Annotated in this window: 25 protein-coding genes; 12 read left to right on the plus strand and 13 right to left on the minus strand. The window is 71.3% G+C overall.

Translation table 11 applies throughout. The annotated features are described in order from the left end of the window. Positions 1-8 precede the first annotated feature (8 nt). Positions 9-1,142, minus strand: a complete 1,134-nt coding sequence (locus G7063_RS07645; protein WP_166413867.1) for a DUF3866 family protein — start codon at positions 1,140-1,142, stop codon at positions 9-11. A 34-nt stretch (positions 1,143-1,176) separates the two neighbouring features. Here G7063_RS07645 and G7063_RS07650 point away from each other — a divergent pair, with 34 nt between their 5' ends. The 10 genes from G7063_RS07650 to G7063_RS07695 all read left to right on the plus strand — a co-directional run bounded on the left by G7063_RS07650 (position 1,177) and on the right by G7063_RS07695 (position 12,490). Further along, the gene (locus G7063_RS07650) at positions 1,177-2,202 is read left to right on the plus strand and encodes a YafY family protein (protein ID WP_166413868.1); all 1,026 of its coding nucleotides are present in this window, start codon (positions 1,177-1,179) and stop codon (positions 2,200-2,202) included. Continuing rightward, entirely contained in the window at positions 2,195-3,184 is a 990-nt protein-coding gene (locus G7063_RS07655; protein WP_166413869.1) for a YafY family protein, read from the plus strand. Before G7063_RS07650 ends, G7063_RS07655 begins: the two co-directional genes overlap by 8 nt. A gap of 9 nt (positions 3,185-3,193) precedes the next feature. Further along, on the plus strand, positions 3,194-3,511 hold the full coding sequence (locus tag G7063_RS07660) for a hypothetical protein (protein ID WP_166413870.1): 318 nt from the start codon (positions 3,194-3,196) through the stop codon (positions 3,509-3,511). 73 nt (positions 3,512-3,584) lie between these two features. After that, complete coding sequence (locus G7063_RS07665) at positions 3,585-3,815, plus strand: twin-arginine translocase TatA/TatE family subunit (RefSeq protein WP_166413871.1); 231 nt, start codon at positions 3,585-3,587, stop codon at positions 3,813-3,815. Between the two features lie 3 nt (positions 3,816-3,818). Next, on the plus strand, positions 3,819-4,604 hold the full coding sequence (gene tatC / locus G7063_RS07670; RefSeq protein ID WP_370520740.1) for a twin-arginine translocase subunit TatC: 786 nt from the start codon (positions 3,819-3,821) through the stop codon (positions 4,602-4,604). Then, positions 4,601-5,542, plus strand: coding sequence for a diacylglycerol kinase family protein (locus G7063_RS07675; protein ID WP_240916234.1), 942 nt, complete (start codon positions 4,601-4,603; stop codon positions 5,540-5,542). The genes tatC and G7063_RS07675 overlap by 4 nt, the downstream gene beginning before the upstream one ends. A 21-nt stretch (positions 5,543-5,563) precedes the next feature. Then, positions 5,564-8,389: an RNA helicase gene (locus tag G7063_RS07680; RefSeq protein ID WP_166413872.1), complete on the plus strand. Its 2,826-nt coding sequence runs from the start codon at positions 5,564-5,566 to the stop codon at positions 8,387-8,389. A 50-nt stretch (positions 8,390-8,439) separates the two neighbouring features. Further along, a complete protein-coding gene (locus G7063_RS07685; protein ID WP_166413873.1) occupies positions 8,440-10,056 on the plus strand; it encodes an amidohydrolase in 1,617 nt (538 codons plus the stop codon). Next, positions 10,053-11,687, plus strand: a complete 1,635-nt coding sequence (lnt, locus tag G7063_RS07690) for an apolipoprotein N-acyltransferase (protein ID WP_240916235.1) — start codon at positions 10,053-10,055, stop codon at positions 11,685-11,687. Before G7063_RS07685 ends, lnt begins: the two co-directional genes overlap by 4 nt. A gap of 2 nt (positions 11,688-11,689) precedes the next feature. Then, positions 11,690-12,490, plus strand: coding sequence for a polyprenol monophosphomannose synthase (locus G7063_RS07695; RefSeq protein ID WP_166413875.1), 801 nt, complete (start codon positions 11,690-11,692; stop codon positions 12,488-12,490). Between the two features lie 102 nt (positions 12,491-12,592). On the opposite strand, the gene G7063_RS07700 is transcribed toward G7063_RS07695, so the two are convergent. Then, positions 12,593-12,937: an RNA polymerase-binding protein RbpA gene (locus G7063_RS07700; RefSeq protein ID WP_166413876.1), complete on the minus strand. Its 345-nt coding sequence runs from the start codon at positions 12,935-12,937 to the stop codon at positions 12,593-12,595. A gap of 410 nt (positions 12,938-13,347) precedes the next feature. Between G7063_RS07700 and G7063_RS07705 the strand changes: the two genes are divergently transcribed. Then, positions 13,348-15,708 carry an excinuclease ABC subunit UvrA gene (locus G7063_RS07705; RefSeq protein ID WP_166413877.1) on the plus strand — a complete coding sequence of 787 codons (2,361 nt, stop codon included), beginning with the start codon at positions 13,348-13,350 and terminating at the stop codon, positions 15,706-15,708. A 50-nt stretch (positions 15,709-15,758) separates the two neighbouring features. Here G7063_RS07705 and helR read toward each other — a convergent pair whose 3' ends face one another. Together helR and G7063_RS07715 are read right to left on the minus strand one after the other, a co-directional pair. Then, the gene (gene helR / locus G7063_RS07710; protein ID WP_166413878.1) at positions 15,759-17,963 is read right to left on the minus strand and encodes an RNA polymerase recycling motor ATPase HelR; all 2,205 of its coding nucleotides are present in this window, start codon (positions 17,961-17,963) and stop codon (positions 15,759-15,761) included. A 653-nt stretch (positions 17,964-18,616) separates the two neighbouring features. Further along, a complete protein-coding gene (locus tag G7063_RS07715; RefSeq protein ID WP_166413879.1) occupies positions 18,617-19,072 on the minus strand; it encodes a single-stranded DNA-binding protein in 456 nt (151 codons plus the stop codon). Positions 19,073-19,127: 55 nt separating this feature from the next. Between G7063_RS07715 and G7063_RS07720 the strand changes: the two genes are divergently transcribed. After that, entirely contained in the window at positions 19,128-19,424 is a 297-nt protein-coding gene (locus G7063_RS07720) for a hypothetical protein (protein WP_166413880.1), read from the plus strand. A 353-nt stretch (positions 19,425-19,777) separates the two neighbouring features. Here the strand turns inward: G7063_RS07720 and G7063_RS07725 are convergent, their stop codons facing one another. From G7063_RS07725 to G7063_RS15410, 9 genes are all read right to left on the minus strand, one after another. Next, a complete protein-coding gene (locus G7063_RS07725) occupies positions 19,778-19,966 on the minus strand; it encodes a hypothetical protein (RefSeq protein WP_166413881.1) in 189 nt (62 codons plus the stop codon). 278 nt (positions 19,967-20,244) lie between these two features. Next, the gene (locus G7063_RS07730; protein ID WP_166413882.1) at positions 20,245-21,039 is read right to left on the minus strand and encodes a hypothetical protein; all 795 of its coding nucleotides are present in this window, start codon (positions 21,037-21,039) and stop codon (positions 20,245-20,247) included. A 283-nt stretch (positions 21,040-21,322) separates the two neighbouring features. Next, positions 21,323-21,751 carry a hypothetical protein gene (locus G7063_RS07735; RefSeq protein ID WP_166413883.1) on the minus strand — a complete coding sequence of 143 codons (429 nt, stop codon included), beginning with the start codon at positions 21,749-21,751 and terminating at the stop codon, positions 21,323-21,325. Next, positions 21,748-22,383: a zonular occludens toxin domain-containing protein gene (locus G7063_RS07740; protein WP_166413884.1), complete on the minus strand. Its 636-nt coding sequence runs from the start codon at positions 22,381-22,383 to the stop codon at positions 21,748-21,750. The genes G7063_RS07735 and G7063_RS07740 overlap by 4 nt, the downstream gene beginning before the upstream one ends. Further along, complete coding sequence (locus G7063_RS07745) at positions 22,376-22,597, minus strand: hypothetical protein (RefSeq protein ID WP_166413885.1); 222 nt, start codon at positions 22,595-22,597, stop codon at positions 22,376-22,378. The genes G7063_RS07740 and G7063_RS07745 overlap by 8 nt, the downstream gene beginning before the upstream one ends. 156 nt (positions 22,598-22,753) lie before the next feature. Then, on the minus strand, positions 22,754-23,014 hold the full coding sequence (locus tag G7063_RS07750) for a hypothetical protein (protein WP_166413886.1): 261 nt from the start codon (positions 23,012-23,014) through the stop codon (positions 22,754-22,756). Next, positions 23,014-25,116, minus strand: coding sequence for a hypothetical protein (locus G7063_RS07755; RefSeq protein WP_166413887.1), 2,103 nt, complete (start codon positions 25,114-25,116; stop codon positions 23,014-23,016). The genes G7063_RS07750 and G7063_RS07755 overlap by 1 nt, the downstream gene beginning before the upstream one ends. A gap of 119 nt (positions 25,117-25,235) precedes the next feature. After that, positions 25,236-25,421 (minus strand): hypothetical protein, encoded by a 186-nt coding sequence (locus G7063_RS07760; RefSeq protein ID WP_166413888.1) that lies wholly within the window; start codon positions 25,419-25,421, stop codon positions 25,236-25,238. 114 nt (positions 25,422-25,535) lie between these two features. After that, complete coding sequence (locus tag G7063_RS15410) at positions 25,536-25,664, minus strand: hypothetical protein (RefSeq protein WP_255454248.1); 129 nt, start codon at positions 25,662-25,664, stop codon at positions 25,536-25,538. Positions 25,665-25,793: the final 129 nt, after the last annotated feature.

The raw sequence follows: 25,793 nt of genomic DNA on the forward strand, positions 1-25,793 counted from the left end.
TACGGGTCTCAGTGCGAAGCCGGACGCAGCGGCGCGACGCGCGACGCGTGGACGCCCGCAGCGGCGGCGGCGAGGAACGGCCACGGGTCGGCGTCGAGGTCGCGGCCCATGGTCGACATCCGCACGGGCGAGGTGCGCAGCGCGTCGAGCAACGTCGCGTCCGCGGGCACGTCGACGAGCGTGTGACGACCGGCCTCGAGCGCGGGACGTGCGTCGTCGACCGACGCGCGCAACGTGTCGGCTCCGCCCGGGACGGGGACGTCGTCGCTGACGACGGGCACGACGACGTCGGACGGTGCGAGCGCGACCCGGCCGACGGCCGTGAGCGAGTGGTGCGACACGCCGAGGTGCCGGGCGCGCGCGTCCGTCGTCGAGACACGGAGCGCGGCGATGCCCCGGCCGCCGAGCACGGCGGCTGCGTTGAGCGCCTCGCCCGCTGCGACGCCGGAGAAGCCCCAGCGGGTCCCGGTGCCCAGGTTGCCGGGGCCCTGCGCGACGACGACGACGTCCGCGCCGAGCACGACATGGGCGGCAAGCAGGCCTGAGTGGAGGCTCACGGCCTCGAGGTCGCCGCCGTACGCCTGCCCCACCGTGACGGCGGCGTCGAGCCAGCCGGCCTCGCGCAGACCAGCGACGGCACGGGAGAAGGCGAGGGGGAGCGCGCCGCCGTCCGTCATGACGTAGACGGTGCGGGGCGGGCGCGGGCCGGTCCATGCGGCGCGTACGCCAGCGAGCACGGCGGGGAGCGCTGAGTGAAGATCAGCGACGACGACGGGAAGGCCCGCGAGGTCGTCGGCGTCGCGCAGCAGCTCGTGGTGCTCCGACTCCTGCTCGTCGGCGCCGAGCACCATCGTCTGCAGCGGCGAGTAGCGCGCCTTGACGAGGTGGCCGGGACCCGCGGGGGCGTCGGCCGGCAAGGCGTCGGGCAGGGCGACGACGAGCGCGTAACCGCCCGTGCCGAGGCCCCGCTCAAGGGCCGTCGCGTTGAGCAGGACGCGGTCGCCGACCTGCGGCGACCCGACGAGATCGACGTACGCGAGCGCCCGGACCTCGGCGCCCGAGGCCGTCCGGACCGTCGCCTCGCACGCCCCCGGCCACGACCGACCGAGCGACACCACCGAACCCTCGCGCCAACTGATCACGCGGACACGCTACCGGGCGCTACGGTTGATCTCGATGTCCACGCGCACCCGGGCCGACGAACGGCTCCTCAACCTAGTCATCGCCCTCGTCAACTCCGGGCACGGGCTGACGCGCGCCCAGATCCGGGCCGGCGTCGAGGGTTACGGCGACGCGGCGAGCGACGGCGCGTTCGAGAAGCTCTTCGAGCGCGACAAGGCGACGCTGCGTGAGCTCGGCTTCCCGTTGGGCACGACCGACGACACCTACCAGGACTCGATCCGCTACTGGCTCGACATGCAGTCCTACGACATGCCGCCCCTGCACCTCACGGCCTCCCAGCTCGGGGTGCTCTCGGTCGCTGCCCAGCTGTGGCGCGACGGCGCGCTCGGGTCGGAGTCCCGCCGGGCCGTGACGAAGCTCCGCGCGCTCGGTGACCCGGACGTCGACGCGCAGGGGCTCGGCGCGCTCGCGCTGCGCGTCGGTGCCGCGGGCGACGCGTACGGCCCGCTCGTCGACGCGATCGACACGCGCACCGCGGTGACCTTCAGGTACCGCGCAGCGAGCACGGGGCAGGTCGCCCACCGTACGGTCGAGCCGTGGCGGCTCGCCGTGCGTCGCGGCGGCTGGTATCTCCTCGCGCACGACCGGGACCGCGACGCGGCGCGCGCGTTCCGGCTCTCACGCATCGACGGCACGGTGAACGTCGTCGGCGAAGCAGCCGCGTTCACGATCCCTGAGGACGTCGACGTCGACGGGATGCTCGGACTGCGCGGCGCACAGGTCGAGGCGTTCCTCGCGATCACGCCGGGTCGCGCGGCCGCGCTGCGCGCGCAGGGCCGCCCCTCCGAGGCGACCGAGGCGTGCGGCTGCGCGGAGGGACGCGACCTCGTGGACCTCACGCTCGACGACCTCGAGCAGGGCGCCCGGCTCGTCGCCGCGTACGGCGACGCCGTCGTCGTCCTCGAGCCCGACGAGCTGCGCGCCGCCGTCGAGCGGCGGCTGCGCGCCGCCGCCGCGATCCGGCTCGGCGTGACGGGACCCGGAGCCGCCCTGCCCGACGAGGAGGCCGACCGTGGCTGAGACCGCACCCGACCGGCTCGTCCGGCTGCTCGGCCTGCTCGCGTTCCTGGGGCGCGACGACGTCGCCGAGACCGGCTACGCCTCGTGGCGGCTCGAGGAGCTCGCCGAGCGCTTCGAGGTGACGCCCCGCAAGATCCTCCAGGACATCAACCTGCTCTTCGTCGCAGGCCTGCCCGGGCACGGTCCCGAGGACCTCATCGACTTCGACCTCGACGAGGAGGACGGCTACGTCGCGCTGCGCGAGCCGCACGGCATGGCACGGCCCCTGCGGCTCAGCACCCGTGAGGCCGTCGCGCTCGTCGCGGCGCTGCGCACGCTCGCCGCGAACCTCGACCCGGATCTCCAGCCGCGCGAGGCGGCCGAGGTCGCCTCGACGCTCGAGGTGCTCACCGCAGCGGCCGGCGAGGCCGCGAGCACGGCCGCGCTCGTCGACGTCGACCTGGGCGCCGCGGCACCCGTCGCGGTGCGGGCCGCGCTCGTGCGCGCGCTCGACGAGAAGCGGCGCCTGCGCCTGCGCTACGTCTCCGCGTCCGACGTCGTCTCGGAGCGTGACGTCGACCCCGTGCGCCTCGCGACCGAGGACTCCCACGGCTACCTCGTCGCGTTCTGCCTGCGCGAGCAGGCGGGCCGCAGCTTCCGCATCGACCGCATCCTCGAGGCCACGGTGCTCGACGACACCTCGTCGCCCCACGACGAGCTCTCCGAGGTGCCGACCTTCCGTCCCGCCCCGGGCGACGGCGCCGTCCTCGCGACGCTCGCCCTCGCGAGCCCCGCCCGGTGGATCGCCGAGTCCGTGCCCGTCGAGGAGGTGCGCGAGCTCACCGACGGCGCGTTCGAGATCGACCTCGTCGTCCGCGACACCGGCTGGTTCGTGCGGCTCGTCCTCGAGGAGGCCGAGAACGTCCTCGCGATCGCGCCCGCCGAGCTCCACGCAGCCGTCACGGGCGCCGCGACCGCGGCCCTCGAGGCGTACGACGGATAGCCTGAGACCGTGTGGTTCTGGATCTGGACGGCCCTCGTGCTCGGCGCCCTCGGCGCGGGCTTCCTCAGGTGGCGCCACGTGTGGCGGCACGGCAAGGGCTTCCTGCGTGAGCTCGGCGCGTCGTCGGAACGCCTCGGCGACGTGCTCGGCGAGGCCACCGCACGCACCGACGCCCGGCTCGACGCGATGGAACCCGTCCACGTCACCGTGGGCGAGGACCCCGCGCACCTGCGTCAGGCCATCGAGGAACGCCGCGCACGCGCCCGTGCGCACCGCGTGCGGCCCCGGCCCGAGGTCTGGGAGCGCTGGGCACAGGTCTGGCGCTGAACGGACGCGCGTCGTCCGCGGCCCGCACCCGGCCTAGGATGGGTGCACCTTCCGACGTCTGGAGAACGACCCCATGTTCCTCAAGGACCACCCGCTCGCCATCGTGGTCATCCTGCTGCTCATCCTCCTGCTCTTCGGATCGAGCAAGCTGCCCGACCTCGCGCGCAACCTCGGCCGCTCGATGCGCATCGTCAAGAAGGAGGTCCGCGAGATGCGGGCCGACGACGACACCGCGGCTCCGTCCGCGCCGACGACCCCGCAGACGCCGGCCGACCAGGCCGGGGACGACGCCCCCAAGGCCTGACGCGTGCCACGCACCGGCCGCCCGCGCGACGGGCGGATGCCCTTGCGCGCCCATCTCGTCGAGGCGCGCAACCGTGTCGTCCTCGCCGGGCTCGGGATCCTCGTCGGTGCGGTCGCAGGCTGGTTCCTCTACCCGCACGTCTTCGACCTCCTGCAGGCGCCGATCCTCGAGGTCGCCGCGAAGGAGAACCGCACGGTCGCCCTGAACTTCTCGGGCGCCTTCACGGCGATCGACATGCAGATCAGGCTGTCGGTGTGGATCGGGCTCATCATCTCGAGCCCGTGGTGGCTCTACCAGGCGTGGGCGTTCGTCGTCCCGGGCCTCAACCGGCGTGAGAAGTGGGGGACCGCGGCGTTCGTCGCGTCCGGCGTCCCCCTGTTCCTCGCGGGTGCGGCGCTCGCGTGGTGGGTGCTGCCGCGCGCCGTCGTCATCCTCGTGACGTTCGTCCCCGAAGGGGCGACGAACCTCCAGGACGCGCAGTCGTACCTCACGTTCGTCTCGCAGTTCATCCTCGCGTTCGGGCTCGTCTTCCTGCTGCCGGTCGTCATGGTCGCGCTCGACCTCGTCGGGCTCGTGCGGGGACGGACGTGGCTCAAGGGCTGGCGCTGGGCGATCATCCTCGCGTTCACGTTCTCCGCGATGATGACGCCGACGCCCGATCTCCTGACGATGTTCCTCATGACCGTCCCGATCCTCGTGCTCTACGCCGCGGCCGTCGGGATCGCGATGCTCCATGACCGCCGCGTCGACCGTCGACGCGCCCTCGCCGAGGAGGCCGACGGCCTGTGACCACCCCTCAGGGCCCGCTGGGTCTCGTCGTCAACCCCACGTCGGGCCGCGGCCGAGGCGCACGCGCAGGAGAGCGTGCGCGCGAGCTGCTCGAGGCCGCGGGCCACGAGGTCGTCGAGCTGTCGGGGGAGACGCTGCTCGATGCCGTGCACCGCGCCCGTCAGGGCGTGTCCGACGGGCTGCGCGCGCTCGTCGTCGTCGGGGGCGACGGCATGGTGCACCTCGGCTTCAACGCGGTCGCGACGACGCGCACGCCGCTCGGGATCGTCGCGGTCGGTTCGGGCAACGACTACGCGCGCGCCGCGGGCCTGCCGCTGCACAAGGTCGACGTAGCCGTGCGGGTGATTCTCGACGCGCTCGCCGCGGGCCGCACGCGACCCGTCGACGCGGCGCACGTCGCGCAGCCGCGCTCCCTCGACGGGCGGTGGTTCGCCGGCGTCCTCTCGGCGGGTCTCGACGCGGCCGTCAACGCGCGCGCCAACCGGCTGACGTTCCCGCGCGGGCACCTCAAGTACCTGCGCGCGGTCGTCGGAGAGCTCGGGGCGTTCCTGCCGTTCGGCTACCGCGTGCGCGCTGACCACCCGGACGGCTCCAGCTCCGAGTGGCTCTCCGCGGGAACGCTCGTCGCGGTCGCGAACTCCCCGATGTTCGGCGGTGGCCTGCTGGTCGCGCCCGACGCGAGCATCGACGACGGTGAGCTCGACCTCGTGACGGCGGGGCCATTGCGTCGGATGCAGACCGTCGGGATCTTCCCGCGCCTGTACCGGGGCACGCACGTCACGCACCCAGCAGTGACGATCTCTCGGGCGACGGCCGTCACGGTCGAACCCTCGGACCTCGGCCGTACCCCGCCCGTCGCGATGGCGGACGGCGAGGAGATCGGACCGCTTCCTCTGCGCGTCGAGATCCACCGTGGAGCGGTGGCGCTCCTCGTCTGACGCGCCGCCTACGCTGGGTGCATGAGCAGCACGGAGGACCTCTCGCCCGCCGAGCGCTACGCGCTCTCCCGCGTCAGTGCCGCCGAGGCGGCCTCGGCCTTCGGCCGCTTCCGCGCCCAGCTCGGTTTCGAGCTCGACGACTTCCAGGTCGAGGCGTGCCGGGCCCTCGAAGCAGGGCAGGGCGTGCTCGTCGCGGCGCCGACGGGCGCCGGCAAGACGGTCGTCGGCGAGTTCGCGGTGCACCTCGCGCTCGAGCAGGGCCGCAAGGCGTTCTACACGACGCCCATCAAGGCGTTGTCGAACCAGAAGTACACCGACCTCGCCAAGCGTCACGGCGCCGATCGCGTCGGCCTGCTCACGGGCGACGTCTCGATCAACGGCGACGCGGACGTCGTCGTCATGACGACCGAGGTCCTGCGCAACATGCTCTACGCGGGCTCGCCCGCGCTTGCCCGTCTCGGGCACGTCGTCATGGACGAGGTCCACTACCTCGCCGACCGCTTCCGCGGGCCGGTGTGGGAGGAGGTCATCATCCACCTGCCGCGGGACGTCCAGGTGACGTCGCTGTCCGCGACGGTGTCGAACGCCGAGGAGTTCGGCGACTGGCTCGCAACCGTGCGTGGCGAGATGGCCGTCGTCGTCTCCGAGCGTCGGCCCGTGCCGCTGTGGCAGCACGTCATGCTGCGCGGACGGCCCTCGGAGGACGAGCCGCGACGCGGGCGTCGCGCGGACATCCTCGACCTCTACGCGGGGCACGTCGACCCGACCGACCCCGGCGTCAACCCGCCCATCAACCCCGACCTCGCACAGGCGATGCGTCGCCTCGAACCGGGACCCGGGCCGCGGCGCGGACGCGGCCGGCCCGAGCCGCGCAGGCGCGGGCCGCACGGCGGCCGCCAGGTGTCGCGCGCTGCCGCCGTCGACACGCTCGACGGCGCGGGCCTCCTGCCCGCGATCCACTTCATCTTCTCGCGTGCAGGGTGCGAGGCGGCGCTCGCGCAGTGCCTCGGCCTCGGCATAGCGCTGACGTCCCGCGAGGAGGAGGTGCGCATCCGCCACCTCGTGCACGAGCGGTGCGCCGACCTGCCGGCCGAGGACCTCGGCATCCTCGCCTACGCGTCGTGGGTCGAGGGGCTCTCGCGCGGGATCGCGACGCACCACGCGGGCATGCTGCCGCTGTTCAAGCAGACGGTCGAGGAGCTCTTCGCGGCGGGACTGCTCAAGGTCGTCTTCGCGACGGAGACGCTCGCGCTCGGCATCAACATGCCCGCGCGCACCGTCGTCCTCGAGAAGCTCGTCAAGTGGGACGGGCGCGGGCACGCGGACCTCACGCCGGGGGAGTACACCCAGCTCACGGGGCGCGCCGGCCGCCGCGGCATCGACGTCGAGGGCCACGCAGTCGTGCTCGACCACCCCGGTCTCGACCCCGTCGTCCTCGCGGGCCTCGCCTCGCGCCGCACGTACCCGCTGCGCTCGAGCTTCCGCCCGACGTACAACATGGCGGTCAACCTCGTCGGGACTGTCGGGCGTGCCCGCACGCGCGAGGTCCTCGAGACGAGCTTCGCGCAGTTCCAGGCGGACCGCGGGGCCGTCGGCCTCGCGACGCAGGCGCGTCAGCAGTCCGAGGCGCTCGACGGCTACGCGGCGGCCATGGTGTGCGATCTCGGCGACTTCGCCGAGTACGCGCGCCTGCGCCAGCGTGTCGCGCAGCGCGAGGGCGACCTCCGCAAGGCCGGCGCGGGCGCGCGCCGCCGGGCCGTGCTCGAGTCCCTCGGCGCGCTGCGACGCGGCGATGTCGTCAGCGTCGGCCAGGGGCGCCGCGCGGCGCACGCCGTCGTCGTCGCGGGCCCGAGCCCCGAGCGCTTCGGACCCGGCCAGCCCATCGTCCTCACGGAGCAGGGCAAGGTGCGGCGCATCGACTCGGCGGACCTCCTCGGCCCCCTCGAGGTCGTCGGGCAGGTGGGTGTGCCGAAGGCGTTCGACGAGCGTCGGCCTGGGGACCGCCGCGACCTCGCGTCGTCGCTGCGCTCCGTCGTGGCCGGGCTCGACGCAGCACCGTCGCGCACCGAGAAGGCCCGTTCAGCAGCGGCTGACGACGCCGAGCTCGAGGCCCTGCGCCGGGCGCTGCGGGCGCACCCGTGCCACCGCTGCCCGGACCGCGAGCAGCACGCCCGCTGGGCCGAGAGGCACGCACGCCTCACGAAGGACCATGCTGCGCTCGTCCGGCGGATCTCGGGGCGCACGGGCACGATCGCGCGGCAGTTCGACCGCGTGTGCGAGATGCTCGTAGACCTCGGCTACCTCGCGCCGGCCGGTGACGGCACGTCCGACCTGCGCGTGACGACGCACGGACGCACGCTCAAGCAGATCTACGCGGAGAACGACCTGCTCGTCGCCGAGTGCCTGCGCCACGGTGCGTGGGCGGAGCTCGACGCACCAGGGCTCGCGGCGGTCGTCACGGCCGTCGTCCACGAGCCGCGGGGCGAGGAGATCGGCGAGCCGCGCGTGCCCGGCGGTCCCGACGGGCGCCTCGCGGTCGCGCTCGACGCGACCGTGCGGGCCTGGTCGCGGCTCGAGGACCTCGAGACCGCGCACCGGCTCGACGCGACGCCGCCGCCGTCGATGCAGCTCGTCGAGGCGGTCCACCGCTGGGCCGCGGGCCGCAGCCTCGAGCACGTGCTGCGTGGCACCGACCTTGCGGCGGGTGACTTCGTGCGGATCTGCAAGCAGGTCGTCGACGTGCTCGACCAGCTGACGGTCGGAGCGTCCGACGCCCGCACCCAGAAGGTCGCTCGGCAGGCGGTCGACGCGGTGCGGCGTGGTGTCGTGGCTCACGCCGGGGTCTGACCTGGCCTGCCGGTGCGGGTCGACCGCCCGACGTGGCATATCGTCAGGACGTGAGCTCGATCCTCTTCCGCAACGGCGTGGTGCACTCGCCCGCCGATCCCTTCGCCGAGGCGGTGCTCGTCGAGGACGGTGTCGTCGCCTGGCTCGGTGCCGAGGACACGGCCGACGGCTTCGCCAAGCGGGCTGACCGTGTCGTCGACCTCGACGGCGCGCTCGTCGCCCCCGGCTTCGTCGACTCCCACGTGCACCTGCTGCGCACTGGCGAGGTCCTCGACGGCCTCGATGTCGGCACCGCGACGTCGGCCGACGACCTCACGCGGCGCGCGGCAGCGCGCGCCGCGGCGACCGAAGGGCCCGTCGTCGGGCACGGCTGGGACGAGTCCCGGTGGGACGAGCGCACCGCGCCGTCGCGTGCTGCGCTCGACGCGGCCGCGGGGGAGCGGGAGATCGCGCTCGTGCGCGCCGACCAGCACTCGAGCCTCGTCTCGACCGCGCTCGCCGCGCGTCTCGGCCTCGTCGACCTCGCCGGCTGGAGCCACGACGGACCGGTCACCGGCGCCGCGCACGCGGCCGTCTCGACCTATCTCGGCGAGCTCGCCGCGAGCCGCCACACCGAGCTCACGAACCTCGCCCTGAGCTCTGCCGCTCAGCGCGGCATCGTCGCGGTCCACGAGATGTCGCTGCCAGGCATGGACTCGCGTGCCGGCCTCGCCGACCTGCTCGCCCGCACGGCGGACGCGTCGTCGGGCCTGCCGCTCGTCGTCGGCTACCGCGGCGAGCTGTGCGAGACGACGACGGACGTCCAGGTGCTCCTCGACGCGATCCCCGGTCTCACGGGGGTCGGCGGCGACCTCGCTGTCGACGGCTCCCTCGGCTCGCGCACCGCCGCGCTCGGCGCGCCGTACGCGGACGACCCCGACGGCGGCACGGGCACCCTGCACCTCACGGCGGAGCAGATCACGACGCACGTCCTCGCCGCGACGCGCGCTGGCGTCCAGGCCGGCTTCCACGCGATCGGCGACCGCGCGCTCCAGGAGGTGCTGCTCGGCCTCGAGACCGCGGCCGACCTCGAGGGCCTCGCCGCGATCCGCGCCCGGGGCCACCGCGTCGAGCATGCGCTCATGGTCGGCGCCCCCGCGCTCGCCGCGCTCGTCCTGCTCGGCCTGCGCCTCTCGGTCCAGCCCGCGTTCGACACGCGGTGGGGAGGCCCGTCGGGCATGTACGCGTCGCGCCTCGGCGCGACGCGCGCCGCCGACACGAACCCGCTCGCGGACCTCGCCGGGGCGGGCGTCCCGCTCGCGCTCGGCTCCGACACGCCCGTCACGCCGTTCGACCCGTGGGGAGCCGTCGCCGGGGCGCTGCTGCTGAGCTCCGCCGACCAGCGGATCTCGGCCCGCGCAGCGTTCCGCGCGCACACACGCGGCGGCTGGCGGCTCGCGAACCTCGACCACACGGGAGCCGGCGAGATCCGCCTCGGCGCGCCCGCGCACCTCGCGGTGTGGCGCACCGAGCACCTCGCCGTCCAGGGCCCGCAGACTCCTGGCACGTCGTGGAGCACCGACGCACGTGCCGGGACGCCGCTCCTGCCCGCGCTCGGGCCCGTCGAGCCCGAGCCGACCTGCCACATGACGCTGCGCGACGGCATCGTGCTCCACGAACGATGGTGACGGCGCGCACGGCCGGTCGCAGCCGGGCGACGACACCGACTCGCCCGACGGCTCGTCCTGCTGAGCAGGCCGAGGCTCGCCGCATCCCTGGCCTGGTCCTCGGTGCGTTCGCCGCTCTCGGCGGCTGGGTGACGAACCTCGGCTTCCCCGACACCGACGTGTGGTGGCTCGCGATCGTCGGTCTCGCGATGCTCGCCGTGACGCTCCACGCGACCGGCACGCACGGACGCGCCGCGTGGCGATCGGCGGGACTCGGCTTCCTCTGGGGGGTCGCCTTCTTCCTCCCGCACATCCAGTGGGCCGACGTCTCGGTCGGCGCAGTGCCGTGGGTCGCGCTGTCGGTCGTCCAGGCCGGCATGGTCGCGCTCGCCGCGGGCGCGTACTCGTGGGCCCGTCGCGCGTCGTGGCTCGCGAGGCGCGAATGGTTGCAGCCCGTCGCGCTCGCCGTCGTGTGGACCGGGGTCGAGCTCCTGCGCTCGTACTACCCGTTCGGCGGGTTCCCGTGGGGGCGCATCGCGTTCTCGCAGGCAGGGTCCCCGCTCGGTCGGCTCGCGTGGCTCGGCGGCGTGCCGCTCGTCTCCGCCGCGACGGTGCTCGTCGCGGGAATGCTCGCCTTCGGCGTCGTCCGCCTCGTCCAGCTGCGGCTCATGGGCCCTGCGGGCGCCGTCATCGCCGCGGCGGCCGTCACGGCGTCGGGCATGTTCGTGCCCGTCGCGACGCGCGCCGAGGCCGGCACGCTGCGCGTCGGCGCCGTCCAGGGCAACGTCGGCGAGCCCGGCGAGGGCTCGTTCGCGCACCGCCTCGAGGTGACCGGCAACCACGTCGCGGGCACGCTCGCGGTCGTCGAGCGCGCCGGGGCCGAGGGGCTCGACCTTGTCGTGTGGCCCGAGAACGCGTCGGACGTCGACCCGCGCATCGACGAGCAGGGGCGTGCGCTCATCGACGAGGCCGTCACGGCTGCCGGCGTGCCTCTGCTCTTCGGCACGCAGGAGTACGTCGAGGGCGGCCGCTACAACCAGTCGGTCCTGTGGCTCCCGGGCGAAGGCCCGACGCACGTCTACGCGAAGCGCGTCCCCGCCGCGTTCGCCGAGTACATCCCGTGGCGGTCGCTGTTCGAGAAGCTCTCCGACAAGGTCGCGCTCGTCACGACGGACATGATCGCCGGCACCGAGGTCGGTGCGGTCCCGGTCCCCGTCGCCCGGCTCGACCGTGACGTCGTCGTCGCGCCGATCATCTGCTTCGAGGTCGCGTACGACCACATCGCGCGCAGCGCGGTGCGCGAGGGCGCCGAGGTGATCTTCGTCCAGACGAACAACTCGAACTTCGGCTACACGGCCGAGTCGACCCAGCAGCTCGCCATGACGCGCCTGCGCGCGATCGAGGCGGGTCGGGCCGCGATCCAGATCTCGACGGTCGGCGTGAGCGCGGTCGTCGACCCGGCCGGCCGGGTGCTCGAGCGCACGGGCCTGTTCACCGCCGAGCAGCTGCTCGCGGACATGCCGCTGCGGACGTCGACGACCCCCGCGGTGCTCCTCGGCAGCTGGGTCGAGCTTCTCCTCGCCGTCGGCGCGTCGTCCCTCGTCGGAGTTGGTATCGTCTCCGGTGCTCGATCCCGTTCACGAAGGAAGTGACGATGTCCGCCAATGACGGCGCACGACCCGGGGATGCTCCGCGCACCCTCGTCGTCGTCCCCACGTACAACGAGTCCCTCACGCTGCCTGGCACCGTCGGAAGACTGCGCGCGGCGGCGCCGTGGGCCGACGTCCTCGTCGTCGACGACGGCAGCCCCGACGGAACCGGACGGCTCGCCGAGGAGATGGGCGAGGCCGATCCGGCCATCCACGTCCTGCACCGCGAGGGGAAGCAGGGGCTCGGCACCGCGTACGTCGCTGGCTTCGGATGGGCGCTCGAGCGGGGCTACGAGATCATCTGCGAGATGGACGCTGACGGCTCGCACCGTCCCGAGCAGATGCCGGACCTCCTCGCGCGGATCTCGGCGGACCCGCGTGTCGATCTCGTCATCGGGTCGCGCTGGGTCCCGGGCGGCGAGGTCGAGAACTGGCCGCTGCACCGCGAGGTCCTCTCGCGCGGTGCCAACCTCTACACGCGCGTCATGCTCGGCATGCCCGTCGGCGACGCGACCGCCGGCTTCCGTGCGTTCCGTGCCGAGATGCTCGAGAAGCTCGACCTGCCGTCGGTCTCGTCGCAGGGCTACTGCTTCCAGGTCGACATGACGCGCCGCGTCGTCGAGGCCGGCGGCAAGGTCGCCGAGGTGCCGATCACGTTCGTCGAGCGTGAGGCCGGCGTGTCGAAGATGAGCCGCAACATCATCGTCGAGGCGCTCGGCAAGGTGACCGTGTGGGGCGTGCAGAAGCGCGGGCGTCAGCTCCGCGGGCTGCTCCCGGGGGGTTCGACGGGCGCGTCCGCGCGCTGAGCCGGCCGATCCGACGCAGAAGGGGCCCCGACCAGATCTGGTCGGGGCCCCTTCTGCGTTCCGGGCGGACGCTCGTCGCGTCTGCCCGGAACGATGTTCGACTCAGGCGGAGCGGCGGAGCTTGCCCGCGCGCAGGAGTCCGAGGCGCTCGTCGAGCAGCTCTTCGAGCTCCGAGATGGTGCGGCGCTCGAGCAGCATGTCCCAGTGGGTGCGGACGGGCTTGGTCGCCTTGGGCTCGGGCCGGTCCGCGTCCCGCAGGAGCGCGGTCTCGCCGCAACGGCACTCCCACTCGACCGGGACCTCAGCCTCGGTCGAGAACGGGAGGATGATCGTGTGACCGTTGGGGCAGTCGTAGTGCGCCTGGAACCGCGGGGCGAAGTCGACGCCCTCGTCGTTCTCCATGCTCTTGGCGCCGATGCTCATTCCACGCAGCGACCGGTCGGCCATGTCGTCCTCCAAAGGGCTGTTGTGCAGCGGGTGTGTCCAGACGGGTCAACGCCATGACGTCCGCGGACGTTCCCGATGGCCGTGAAGGTCCCGTGAAACGCGTGCGAGATGTCGGGGTGCTGACGTCGCCGGTGTCGCTCCGGCTCGTCGGGCGGGGCTGGGACGCCGCGCGGGGCGGCGGTGCTAAGGGAGGGTCCGCCCGAGGGCGGTCCCGGCCAGGCGGGTGCACGGGACGTTTCGTCGTGTCTCACGAATTGTGCCGTGGAAAACCGCGCCGGACCAGAGGAGACTCTATCTCGGATCGTTCCAGGACGGGGCGAGGCCCGCAGGTGACGATGCTCACCAGAGGGTGCCCTCGGACCTCGGACGACGTGTCAGGATGTTCCGACGGTCTCGACGAGGGGAAGACGATGGAACCGAGCCAGCACGCGGCGGACGCGCACGACCTCATCCGGGTGAGGGGAGCGCGGGAGAACAACCTCAAGGACGTCTCCGTCGACATCCCCAAGCGTCGCCTCACCGTGTTCACCGGCGTCTCGGGCTCGGGGAAGAGCTCGCTCGTCTTCGACACGGTCGCGGCGGAGTCGCAGCGCATGATCAACGAGACCTACTCGGCTTTCCTCCAGGGCTTCATGCCCACGCTTGCGCGGCCCGAGGTCGACCACCTCGAGGGCCTGACGACCGCGATCATCGTCGACCAGGAACGACTCGGCGCGAACCCGCGCTCGACGGTCGGCACCGTGACCGACGTCAACGCGCTGCTCCGCATCCTCTTCTCCCGGCTCGGCGTGCCGCACGTCGGCGGTCCGAACGCCTACTCGTTCAACGTCCCGACGGTGCACGCGAGCGGCGCGATGACCGTCGACAAGCCCAACGCGAAGGCGGTGCGGACGACGTTCACGCAGACGGGCGGCATGTGCCCGCGCTGCGAGGGCCGCGGCCGGGTCAACGACATCGACCTCGACGAGATCGTCGACCCCGAGCTCTCGCTGCTCGGCGGGGCGATCAAGGTCCCTGGGTACACAGCTGACGGCTGGTACGTGAAGATCTACACCGAGTCGGGCATGCTCGACGGCGACAAGCCGATCAAGGACTACACCGAGCGCGAACGCCACGACCTCCTCTACAAGGAGCCCGTGAAGATCAAGGTCGGCGGGACGAACTTCACCTACGAAGGACTCATCCCCAAGATCAGCAAGTCGCTGCTCTCCAAGGACCCCGAGGCGATGCAGCCCCACGTGCGGGCGTTCGTCGACCGTGCCGTGACGTTCCAGACGTGCCCGGACTGTGCGGGGACGCGCCTCACGGAGGCCGCGCGCGGCTCGAAGGTCGCGGGACGTTCCATCGCGGACGTCTGCGCCATGCAGATCACCGACGTCCTCGCGTGGGCGCAGGCGATCGACGACCCGGGCGTCGCGCCGCTCGTCACGGGCCTGCGCGAGGTGCTGGGCCACTTCGTCGAGATCGGCCTCGGCTACCTCTCGCTCGACCGCTCCTCGGGGACGCTCTCGGGCGGGGAGGCGCAGCGCACCAAGCTCGTCCGCCACCTCGGCTCGGCGCTCACGGACGTCACGTACGTGTTCGACGAGCCGTCGGTGGGTCTGCACCCGCACGACGTGCAGCGGATGAACGCGCTGCTCGAACAGCTCCGCGACAAGGGCAACACCGTGCTCGTCGTCGAGCACAAGCCCGAGACGATCGCGATCGCCGACCACGTCGTCGACCTCGGGCCCGGTGCGGGCACCGCCGGCGGCACGATCACCTTCGAGGGGACGGTCGCCGAGCTGCGTGCGTCGGACACACGGACGGGCCAGCACCTCGCGTACCGCGCGTCCGTCAAGGACGAGGTCCGCACGCCCACGGGCGCGCTCGAGATCCGCGGAGCGGCGACGCACAACCTCCAGGACGTCGACGTCGACGTGCCGCTCGGCGTCCTCACCGTCGTCACGGGCGTCGCGGGCTCGGGCAAGAGCTCGCTCGTCCACGGCTCGGTGTCGAAGCGCGACGGCGTCGTCGTCGTCGACCAGGGCGCCATCAAGGGCTCGCGGCGCTCGAACCCCGCGACGTACACGGGTCTCCTCGAGCCCGTGCGCAAGGCCTTCGCCAAGGCGAACGACGTCAAGCCCGCGCTCTTCTCCGCGAACTCCGAGGGTGCGTGCCCCGCGTGCAACGGTGCCGGTGTCATCTACACCGACCTCGGCATGATGGCTGGCGTCTCGACGACGTGCATGGAGTGCGAGGGCAAGCGGTTCCAGGCCGACGTCCTCGACTACCGGCTCGGCGGGCTCAACATCGCCGAGGTGCTCGCGCTCCCCGCCTCCGAGGCGGCCGCGTACTTCGGTGCGAAGGACTCGCGCGTGCCCGCGGCTCGCACGATCGCCGAGCGACTCGTCGATGTCGGCCTCGGCTACGTGACGCTCGGGCAGCCGCTCACGACGCTCTCCGGCGGGGAGCGGCAGCGGCTCAAGCTCGCGACGCACCTGGGGGAGACCGGCGGGATTATCGTGCTCGACGAGCCGACGAGCGGCCTGCACCTCGCCGACGTCGCCCAGCTCCTCGCGCTGCTCGACCGGCTCGTCGACTCGGGCCGGACCGTCATCGTCGTCGAGCACCACCAGGCCGTCATGGCGCACGCCGACCACCTCATCGACCTCGGCCCCGGCGCCGGGCACGACGGCGGCCGCATCGTCTTCGAGGGGACGCCCGCCGAGCTCGTCGCGCAGCGCACGACCCTCACGGGCGAGCACCTTGCGAGGTACGTGGGCGCGTAGCGCGTCTTCGGCGGCTCTGAACGATTCGGCGACGTGCACGACCTCGGCGTTCAGCGGCCGTGCAGCACGACGAGCCGTGACGTCGCGCGGGTCATCGCGACGTAGCGGTCGACGGCACCTGTGACGCCGCTGCCGAGCGCGTCGTCGTGGAGGACGACGAGGTCGAACTCGAGCCCTTTCGCCTCGACGGCTGACAGCGACCGCACGTGCGGGCCGTCAGGGACGGAGGGGTCACCGATGACGGCCGCCAGGCCGCCCGGTGACTCCTCGAGCCACTCGCGAAGAATCTCGTCGAGCGCCGTGCGCGGTGCGTGCAGGACCGGCACACCCGAGCGGCGGACAGCCGTCGGGACGTCCGCGTCGGGCAGGACGGCGCGGATGACGGGCGCGGCCTCCTCGAGGACCTCGGCAGGCGTGCGGTAGCCGACCGTGAGGGTCTGCACCCGGACGTTGGGCAGGCCCGCACGTCCGAGACGCTCGGCCCACGTGCCCTCGAACCCGTCGCGCGCCTGGGCACGATCGCCGACGACCGTGACCGACCGTGACGGGCACCGCCGCAGCACCATGAGCCATGCAGCGTCCGAGAGGTCTTGGGCCTCGTCGACGACGACGTGCGCGAACGGCCCGTCGAGCGAGCCCGAGTCGACCTCGTCGTCTCTGTCGAGCAGCGTGTCCGCGAGATCGGGGTGGACGAGCTGCGCCATGAGGCCCTCGCCGCCGTCGTCGGACGCGCGGAGCTCGGCGGCGACCTCGGCACGAACCCGGCGCTCCTCCTCACGCTCGGCATCCGAGCGCGAGGCGCGGGCAGCCTCGCCGACGAGGGCGCGGGCCACGTCGAGCAGCGGGAGGTCCGCGAGCGTCCACGCGGCGCTCGCGTCCCGCCGCAGGGCGGCTCGCTCGTCGGCCGTGAGCCACGGTGCGCAGTAGCGGAGGTAGGCGGGGACGGCCCAGAGGTCCGCGACGACCTCGGGCGGGTCGAGGAGCGGCCACACGCGACGCACCTGCCGGCGGAACGCCGGGTCGTGCGCGATCGCTGCGGCGAGGTTGTCGGAGGACGCGGGCGCGTGCGGCTCCTGGTGGCGAGCCGCGACGAGCGCCAGCTCGCGCACTAGGTCGTCGACGGCGAGGTTGTGGGGGAGTCCGGGCTCGAGGGCGTCGACGGCGTCGGCCCAGTCGTCGGCCGTGAGCGTGAACGCTCCGATCGACGTCTCGACGTCGATGCCGTCGGCGGGAGCCTCCTCGGAGAAGCGCACGGCGGCCTCGACCGCGCGGACCATGGCACCCGAACCCTTGAGCCGCGCGACGACAGGATCGGCCTCGGGCATCGCGGTTGCGCCCTCAGGGACGAGGTCCCGCAACGTGCAGGTCGCGACGCCCTCGTCACCCAGGCCGGGCAGGACGTCCGCGACGTAGCCGAGGTACCGCTCCGACGGACCGAGGACGAGCACCCCGCCGCGGCCGCCGCCGACACGCGGGTCGGCGTGCAGCAGGTAGGACGCGCGGTGCAGCGCGACGACGGTCTTGCCGGTGCCCGGACCGCCGTCGACGACGAGTGCACCGCGCGCGTCCGCGCGGATCGCCGCGTCCTGGTCGGACTGGATCGTCGCAAGGACGTCCCGCATGCGGTCTGTGCGTTCACCCGCGAGCGAGGCGACGAACTGCGACTCGTCGTCGGGCGCGAGACCGTCGGTCGGTGCTGCAGGGTCGAGAATCTCGTCCCAGAAGCCGCTGAGCCGGCCCGCGGTCCACCGGAAGCGGCGACGGCTCGCCACGCCGAGAGGTTCCGCGCGCGTCGCGGCGAAGAACGGCGCGGCGGCCGGCGTGCGCCAGTCGACGAGCAGGCGCGTCCCGTCCTCGTCCGCGAGACCCGTACGCCCGACGTAGACGGGTGCGCCGCCGTCCGACGGGACGAAACGCCCGAGGCAGAGGTCGACGCGCAGCAGCGCAAGCTGCGTCGTGCGGCTCGCGAGACGCCGCGCGGCCTGGTCACGCTCGACGGCAGCGCGCCCGGCGCGCGCCTGGGTCGTCCGGGCGTCGGCGAGGCGAGCCTCGTGCGTCGCGAGCATCGTGTCGAGGGCGTGCGCGATGGACGCGAGGTGGCGGGCGTCGGATCCGATGAGCGCTTCCGTCGCGCGCGCACCCAGCCGCGCGTCGTCGAGGACGTCGTCGAGGTGTGTGTCGAGGCCGGACGTCGTGGTGAAGTCAGAGGTCTTGGGGGAGTCGGAGGTGTGCGACGTGCGGGGCGTAGTGGGCATGGGGAGGCTCCGTCCGAGGTCGCGCGGGGCCGGACGTCCCGTCCTCCGCGTGGCCTGAGCGAGTGATTCTGCGCCCTGCCGGGGGCCTTGCGGCAAGCCCCGGGTCGTGGCATAACGTAGAGAGTGAGGGGAGCGGATGGCCCCCGACCTCAATTCATCCCATCTTTTTCGACTCGCCGCGACGGGCTGTATCAGTGGTGCCATCGGGTCCGAGGGCGGATCGGATGCGGAAAGTCGGGCCGCCGGGGCTAGCGGCTCGAGCGCGTGGCTGCGTGCGCAAGGTGGCGTGCGCACGAACCGTCGGAGCATCTGATCGTCGACGATCCAGGGCTGGCGGCTCAGAAGCTGGTCGCGAACCCGTCGGCCGCAGAGGCGCGGCTCGACGGCAGCGCGGTTCAGCCAGCAACGGCGATGGCGCGCGCTGCGCCCGTAGCTTCATCAGGGGCAGGACCCTGAGGCCGGCAGGCCCCTCCGCGGACACCCTGCCCGTTCGCCGATAAGGTACAGGTTGTAGGGCGTCGGAGACGCGTGTAGCGTAGACATCAACGAACCTCGCTCGTGGTTGTGACGGGCGGGCTTCCAGTCGCCCCCGGTGTGCTGCGTCAACAGCCCCGGGGGCGCGCCCTTTGATAGAGCCGGAAACCCTGGCTATGTCAGAAGGGCGCGGAGCCCGTGTCGGGCGTCGGCCCGAGGGAGTCATACGCCGAGGCCGGAGCACCCGACGCCACGAGCGCGGGGTCCTCCCGCCGCGTCGGACGACGCAGCGACCCGGAAACCCGGCGCAGCGAGACGGCAACCTCACGAGCGCGGAGCTCGATGCGGGAGCGCTTGTCCCCGGTCGTCTTGTCCTGCCACTCCGACTGGATCGTCTCGCCCACGACCATCACGCGGTCACCCTTGCGCAGGGTCTCCACAGCGTTCTTCGCCATGTCCTCGCCCCAGGCGGTGACCGGCCAGAAGATCGTAGGGTGCTCGACGTACTCGCCCGCAGCGTTGCGGTAGCCGGAGTTCTCCGCCACGGTGAACGACAGCAGCGTGTGACCGGACGGGGTGACCCGGAGTTCCGGGTCAGACGTGAGGTTGCCCATCACGTGAATGTTGGTAGGCATCATGCCCTCTTCTCATGTTGTGGCCGCGTCAACGGCGTTGGGCACAATGATGCACATGAACCGCTACCACGTCAACACACAACACGCACGTGCGCGGAGCACTCACCTCACCGGCTCCGCGATGGTCGAGCTCACAGACTGGCTCAGCGAGCCGATGAACCTACGCATGCCGCCGCTCGACGCCTACCGCGCCGCCCACGACCACTACGCCCGTGCCGCCGTGCTCGCGCTGGGCAACAACGACCTTCGCGGAGCGCTCCGAGCCTCCGAGCAGTCACTAGAGGCCCTACGGCTCGCGGAGCGCGAGGCCGAGCGCGAGGCCCGTAGGGCTCGGCTCGGGACCGTTGGGTAACGCTCCGTACTGAGTCAAGAGGCCCGCTCCGCGGGCCGCGGTGGCCGGGTCGAGCGGACCCCTCACCTCCGCGCAGCGTCGAGCCGTGCGGGCGGCTCGCTCCGCTTGCAGCCGCTCCGCGCGGCACGACGTCGCGCGGGAGGGGCGCAGGTGGACGCGCACGAGCTCCGAGCAACCCCGGAGAACGCCGAAGGCCCCGCACCAGCGCAGGTGCGGGGCCGACGAGCGCTGAAAGGCCGGCAAGAAGGACGACGGAACCGCATAGCCGGCCCCCGTACGCGAGACAAGGGCGTCCCGACAATCCGCAGCATCTTGCGTCCCGCCGAGGTGCTTTGCTCGTGCCCGACTCGAGGTCACGAGGACGTCAGTACCTGCGCAACGAACAGCCCGAGGGGGAGTACGACGAGCAGGACGAAGATCGCAAGGTTGCCGCGCTTGTACCGCTTGACGAGCCGCCGCAGCCGCGCGTTCTCATCCTCGAGCTCGAAGACACGTTGAGCGGTCGCAGGGTCCGGGGGAGTACCGAAAGGAACGTAGCTCATGCCCCTGCATCGGCCAGACGCTGACCGACCTTGAGGCCCGCAACGTGCCGCGCCCACCCGTCCACAGCAGCCGGTGTCGCGCCGCACGAGCAGCGCACCCGGTCCCGATAGACACTCGCCTCCGGGAACCACTCGAACGTCATACGCTCGACCTCGACGTGCCCGACCGGCTCGACGACGAAGAGTGTTCCCTGCCCCTCGTAAATGAACATTCCACGCACCACCAATCTTCCAGAAGTCTTTATGGGTAGACTTGACATAGGGCGGTCAAGCGTGCATCAGGCGACGAGCCATAACGATTCCGTAACGCAACCTGCGATCGGCACGTGCGGAGGCAGGTCCGGGTGATCGGGGACCACGAGCCGCGCCCAACCAGCCGACGCCGGGACGTCGGCCCACGACGGCAGCGCATCGAGCACCGCGACGTGGTGAGCCTGTGCAGCGCGGACGTCGCGCATCGAGCGACCCCAGCTGCGCGAGGCGACCCACGTCCGGAAGCCCGGACGCTTCTGGAACACCGCGACGTCCTGCATCTCGCCAACCGTGGGCCACGTCGTGCTCCGTCGTCGCCGCGTCACCGTGGAAGGCCACACGACCCCGGAGCGGTCGTCGGCCGACTTCGCTACGTACTTCGCCACGTAGCCCGCGTGGCCCGGTTCGAGGCGTTGCACGTCCACCGAGTGCCCGAAACCGTGCTTGATCGCCAGCCGTCGCACGTCGGAGACCCGCACCCGGAGCGGTCGCCCGTCGTCGCGCCGGAGCATCACGTGGAAGTGCAGCGCGCCGCGCTGTTGGGCCTCCGTACCCCGGAAGTAGGCCAGGTGCGAGATCTCGCGCTTGTACGTCTTGGTGTCGAGCGTCCCGGAGTACTTGTCCAGCACGTCACGCTCCGCGACGACGTACTCATGAGCGCCGATCGAACGCCCGAGGTCCCGCAGGAAACGGTTCCAGCGAGCGACCGCCGTCGCGTTCCACGACATGAGCTCGACGCCACCCTCAGGCGTGCACGGGCACGGAGCTCCGTTGCGCTGGAAGTGCTGGGAGTCGCCCGGAGCCGTCAGCGTCAGAAACAAGCCCCGGACACCCGTGACCATGCCGGACCCGGCGACCCTGCCGACCCGCGCACGGTACGCCGCAGCGCACGCCACGCACTTGCTAGCCCGCGAGGTCTGACACCTCGCGCCGACACTCTCGCCGCACTCGCGGCAGGTGAGCCGGACGGGCGCCGAGCACCCGGAGACAGTGGGACCGTCCCAGGTGCCCGACGCCGCCCAGCGATGAGCACATGCGCTCACCGCTACCCCTTTCGTTGTGACCCGCGTCAACGGGTGTGGAGGTGGGGGAGTCTTGGCCTCGCTACGTAGCCTCGATGACCTCGCCCTCTTCGACCAGTGCCCGAAGGTCCTCCGCGTCCCCATCGACGTCGGAATCCTGCTCAAGGAGCGCGCGCGGACCCTGAATCCACTCCGCGCCGTCGAGGCCCGCAGCCTCACGAGCTGCGACCGCCCGAGCACCCTCAGCCACCACGATGTTCACCTGATTGGTGGCCGTCGCCCCGGCCATAGCCGCAGCCGTCGCACGAGCCTCAGCACGCGCATACGCCGCCGCGAACGCGGACGCCTTGCCCGAGTGCCGCCCGTGCCACCACACCGCCGCCAGCGACGCAGCAAACGCCAGCCCGAGCACCCCAGCGACCGGCTCGTTACCGGGGCCGAAGTCGGCGTGCTGAAACCCTGCAAACGCCCACGACGCGCAGATGATCGCGATAAACAGCCAGTGCATCACGCACCCCCCACCGCGACGCCACCAGCGACCTCGGCACGCTTGGCCGCGTCCCGCTCACGACGAGCGCGCTCCGTCTTGCTCGTCTCCGCGTACGTGTCCTTCTCCGCGTTGACATGCGCCGCCGTCGTCAGCCGCTCGAACGTGTTGTACGCGTTCGCGACCTCACGGGAGAAGATGCGCCGACGTGTCGTCATGAGCTTCTTATCGTTGCGGAAGAACTCCGGCTCGTACGACTTCGCGGAGAACACCACCGGGTGCCCGTCCCACTCGAACCACGCCGTGCACAGCCACATCCACGAGGACACGTCACGGATGATCCGATCCACCCGGCCTTCATGCTGCGCACACCACAGCAGATCCCACCCGTTCTTGCGTGTCTGCGAGAGCATCGCGAGCCACGACGGCGGCAGCTTGAGCGACATGCGCGCCGGGAACCACAGGTGCGCCTCGTCAATGACGATCACGCCCGGAGGCAGGTCGAGCAGTTGGTCCGGCGAGAACGTGTAGCAGTTCTCAAAGTTGATCGGGTAGTTGGCAAAGATCGTCCGCCCACGCTTCGCGAGCTCGATAGCCCGCGCCGTCAGCGTGTAGGACTTCCCCGAGCCGGGACGGCCCACGTAGCCCTCAATCATCAAGCACCACCTTGTGGATGAGCGCGGCACCGAATACCACCCAGGGGAAAGACGCCAGGGCAAGGACAATCCCCACCCAGGTCGGCCACTGAATGACGCCCTGCAAGACGAGCAGACTGACAGCAACAGGAGTGATCACGACACAGAAAGCGAGGGCAATTCCGGTAATCCAGAACGTGACCTCTAGAGCCTCGACAAAGTCTCTCTTAGTCACGGACGCCACCGCCCCAGGAACGGCCCGCAGACGAACAGGAGCATCGTCCAGGCCGCGAGCCACGACGCAACGTGTTCCATGAGTCTCTTCCCTTCATCACGTAGAGCCAGAAGTCGATACGTCCGCGGACCATCCAGTCCGCCAGCCGCGCCCGCATCACGTCGCCTTCAGCGGCAGCACCGAGTACACGAACACGACGCCGCGCCACGCCAGCAGCGCGACCTTCAGCCCGAGCACGAGCGCGAGACAGATACCCAGCACCCGCACCGGGAAGTAGCCGTTGCCAGCCGACGCCATGGACCCCACCGACGCCGACGACTGCGAAAACGCCTCCGTCGGCGGAGTCCACGAGGGGATCAGGTCGAGCACGAGCGTGAAGCTCGAGGCCATGAGAGCGATCAGCGCGTCCAGGATCATCAGTCGCCCGTTCCCGCGTCGCGACCGCCGATAGCAGCCGTGAGCATGTGCCAGACGCCAAACACCGTTGCGCCCACGATCCCGGCCACCGCGACGCCGTACAGAGCGGTCAGCGGAGCCGACTGTGGGGGAGTGCACGGAATCGTGAGCCTGCCCTGCTTCCACGGGTCGAACTCCGCAAGCGGCTGCGAGCAGCCCCCATCCCAACCGGTCTTGAAGCCGTTGATCGTCGCCGTCGCGGGAGCAACGAGCGTGAACGGTGGCTTGGTGTCCAACGTCGTCTTAACCTTGCTCACCTGCGTAGCGATGTTGGCCTTGTCCGGCACAAACACCTCCTTGAGCGCGCACGACGTGCCCTTGTACACCCACCAGCCCGAGAACAGGCCGCCGGCGGTGAACTTCGGCGGGCAGTTCGGGTCGAAGTCCTCAACGCCTGGACTTCCTCCCGGCCCCGGCGCGCTTCCGTCGTCCGGCTGCTCCTCGAGCTCCGGGTCTGGAACGTCACCCGTCACCGGGTCCCCGTACGGCACACCAAGGTCACGGTTGAACGTCGGCCCGTACAGGTAGCACTCCGTAAGCGGCACCTTCTTCGACCCGTAATAGCACTGGTAGTTCGTCTCGCGGTCGGGGTCCTTGGTCCAATCCACGCACAGCTCAGGGGACAGGAAGCACGACACCTCCGTGCCGGTCTTCTTCACCTTGAGGTCGAGCAGGCACGTCCCATCGGCGCACTCGGGGTAGTTCTGGAAGAAGTCCTCAGTCTCCTGTGGCAGAGACCATTCGTAGACGACCTCCGTACCCACGCCCTCGGTAACCTGGGACACCGTGAGCGTCTGCACCTGACCGAACGCGCACGACGCCTGGGGAGCGCCGGGAATCCGATCGTCAGCTTCCCGATACCAGACCGACTGGGCCTGACCACCAGGCCCCTGCGTGCACGTCCACTCAGTCAGCCAGTGACGCCGCGCATTGCCCTCGACACCCGGAGTCCAGTCCTTGTGCCCCTCCGGGACCCAGATAATCGGATCCATCGTCCACGCCGTCGAGGTATTCCGCCAGACCCAATGGTCGAACTTGTAGGTGCCGCTTCCGGTGACGTCTCGCTCGACTCGACCCTGATGCACCCCGTTGCACTGGAGCGAGCCGCTGAACGATGTGTAGCCTCCGAAGTCCACTTCCTGCCCGTCACTCCGCGTACCCTTCGCGCCGTTCTGAGTTGACACAGTGCCGTAATTCGGAGAGCACTCGAACCCCCCAATGCTCCACAGGAAATCCATCTCGACAGCGCCCTGCGCCTGGAACTCCGGCACGACGGGCGGCAGGGGATCGACCCGCACCGTAAAGGACTCAGGACGGTACGTCCCCGGATCATTCGCGACGACAGTCCGCGTGTTCCCGTTCGGGAAACCAGCCGGGACGCCCTCCCCAAGGTCCTGGTTAGGCACGTAGCCCTCAACGCCAGCCAGACCGCAATCTGAGTCCGCGAAAGCCGTAGCAACGTCACACATGAAGCTACCGGTCGTCGGGAGGCCAACCAGACCCGCGATACCCGTCCCGACTGCAACCCCAATTTCAGCAGTGCCAACGACCGCCGCACCAACGGCGGCGGCATTCCCCACCTTCATGAACACGTTCTTGGCAGTCCCGCCAGGGCTCGTGACCTTCGACAGGCCCCGCGAATCCGTCACCGTGACCACGCCGGATTTCGCAACCGAAGCAGGAGCGAGAGCAGACGTCGCCCCAGGCTTCTTCGAGTAAGAGTCCCGGTACCAGTCGTACATATCAGCGTCGGAGATATCGAAAGCGGAGACGCCCCGAGACTTCATCATCTCGGTCATGCCCTCGATATAGACGCCCTTGTCCGCAGCTCCGCGCACATTCATCTGCGAAAGCAGCTTCTTCACCTGCGCCTGCGTCTGCTGCTCCGCAAGGTCAACAGCACCCAGGCGTGTCGCGTAGTAGTACTCGCGCGACACCGCCGACGACGGCAGCGCCGACTTAATCGGCAACCACGACGGCGGCTTAAGCGCCGACGCGACCGGCGCAGCCGAGGCCGGGGGAGCAGCAGCGCCCACCACCACGAACGACGCGACGATGAACACAGCACCTACACCGGCCAACCGCCGACCGACACCACGCATCAGACGTAGCATCATCCCTACCTACCTTTCCCAGTAGTGAAGCGGCCCGCCTCCCGGACAGGGGAGGCGGGCCGCTGTTCTCACGCCTTCGACGCGCCCTTGCGCAGGTACTTGATGCCGAGGCCGATCACCGCGCCGAGGATGACGAGGCCGAAGAGCGCCGGGACGAGCACCCCGGTGACGGTCGACTGGAGCTCACCGAACTGCGTGGTGATGATCGCCCCGATACCCGAGGTGTCCTCGGCGGCGAAGAGAGCAGCGTTCATGTTGCACCTACTTTTCCCAGGTCAAAGACCTGATAGCGAGGCCGAGCAGACGCCCGACCATCCCAACCGCGAGACCGGTTGTCATCGCGGAGACCATGAGCTCGACGGCTTCCATCAGTCGAGCGATTCACCAGCAGCAGCGCGCGGAGCCGACCGCAGCCACGACGCCGCGAGCTCTACGAGCGCCAGGAGCCCGAGCAGAGCCACGAGCGGGCCGACGAGGGCCGGGAAGAAGTCACCCACCGCCGCTCACCTCCGCCACAGCATCAGCACCAGCGCCCACAGACCCATCACCGTCAGCCCCAACCCAAGGACGACCGAAGCCCGCAGAGCCGCCAGCTCCGCCAGAATCGCGGGACCGGACGACGCGGG

This window comes from Sanguibacter sp. HDW7 (assembly GCF_011300875.1).
Classification (GTDB): Bacteria; Actinomycetota; Actinomycetes; order Actinomycetales; family Cellulomonadaceae; genus Flavimobilis.

Excerpts from the sequence above, each read along its gene's own strand:
- G7063_RS07650 (WP_166413868.1), top strand. The coding sequence starts at position 1,177 with ATGTCCACGCGCACCCGGGCCGACGAACGGCTCCTCAACCTAGTCATC.
- G7063_RS07665 (WP_166413871.1), top strand. The coding sequence starts at position 3,585 with ATGTTCCTCAAGGACCACCCGCTCGCCATCGTGGTCATCCTGCTGCTC.
- G7063_RS07680 (WP_166413872.1), top strand. The coding sequence starts at position 5,564 with ATGAGCAGCACGGAGGACCTCTCGCCCGCCGAGCGCTACGCGCTCTCC.
- G7063_RS07695 (WP_166413875.1), top strand. The coding sequence starts at position 11,690 with ATGTCCGCCAATGACGGCGCACGACCCGGGGATGCTCCGCGCACCCTC.
- G7063_RS07700 (WP_166413876.1), bottom strand. The coding sequence starts at position 12,937 with ATGGCCGACCGGTCGCTGCGTGGAATGAGCATCGGCGCCAAGAGCATG.
- G7063_RS07705 (WP_166413877.1), top strand. The coding sequence starts at position 13,348 with ATGGAACCGAGCCAGCACGCGGCGGACGCGCACGACCTCATCCGGGTG.
- helR (WP_166413878.1), bottom strand. The coding sequence starts at position 17,963 with ATGCCCACTACGCCCCGCACGTCGCACACCTCCGACTCCCCCAAGACC.
- G7063_RS07715 (WP_166413879.1), bottom strand. The coding sequence starts at position 19,072 with ATGCCTACCAACATTCACGTGATGGGCAACCTCACGTCTGACCCGGAA.
- G7063_RS07720 (WP_166413880.1), top strand. The coding sequence starts at position 19,128 with ATGAACCGCTACCACGTCAACACACAACACGCACGTGCGCGGAGCACT.
- G7063_RS07725 (WP_166413881.1), bottom strand. The coding sequence starts at position 19,966 with ATGAGCTACGTTCCTTTCGGTACTCCCCCGGACCCTGCGACCGCTCAA.
- G7063_RS07740 (WP_166413884.1), bottom strand. The coding sequence starts at position 22,383 with ATGATTGAGGGCTACGTGGGCCGTCCCGGCTCGGGGAAGTCCTACACG.
- G7063_RS07750 (WP_166413886.1), bottom strand. The coding sequence starts at position 23,014 with ATGATCCTGGACGCGCTGATCGCTCTCATGGCCTCGAGCTTCACGCTC.
- G7063_RS07760 (WP_166413888.1), bottom strand. The coding sequence starts at position 25,421 with ATGAACGCTGCTCTCTTCGCCGCCGAGGACACCTCGGGTATCGGGGCG.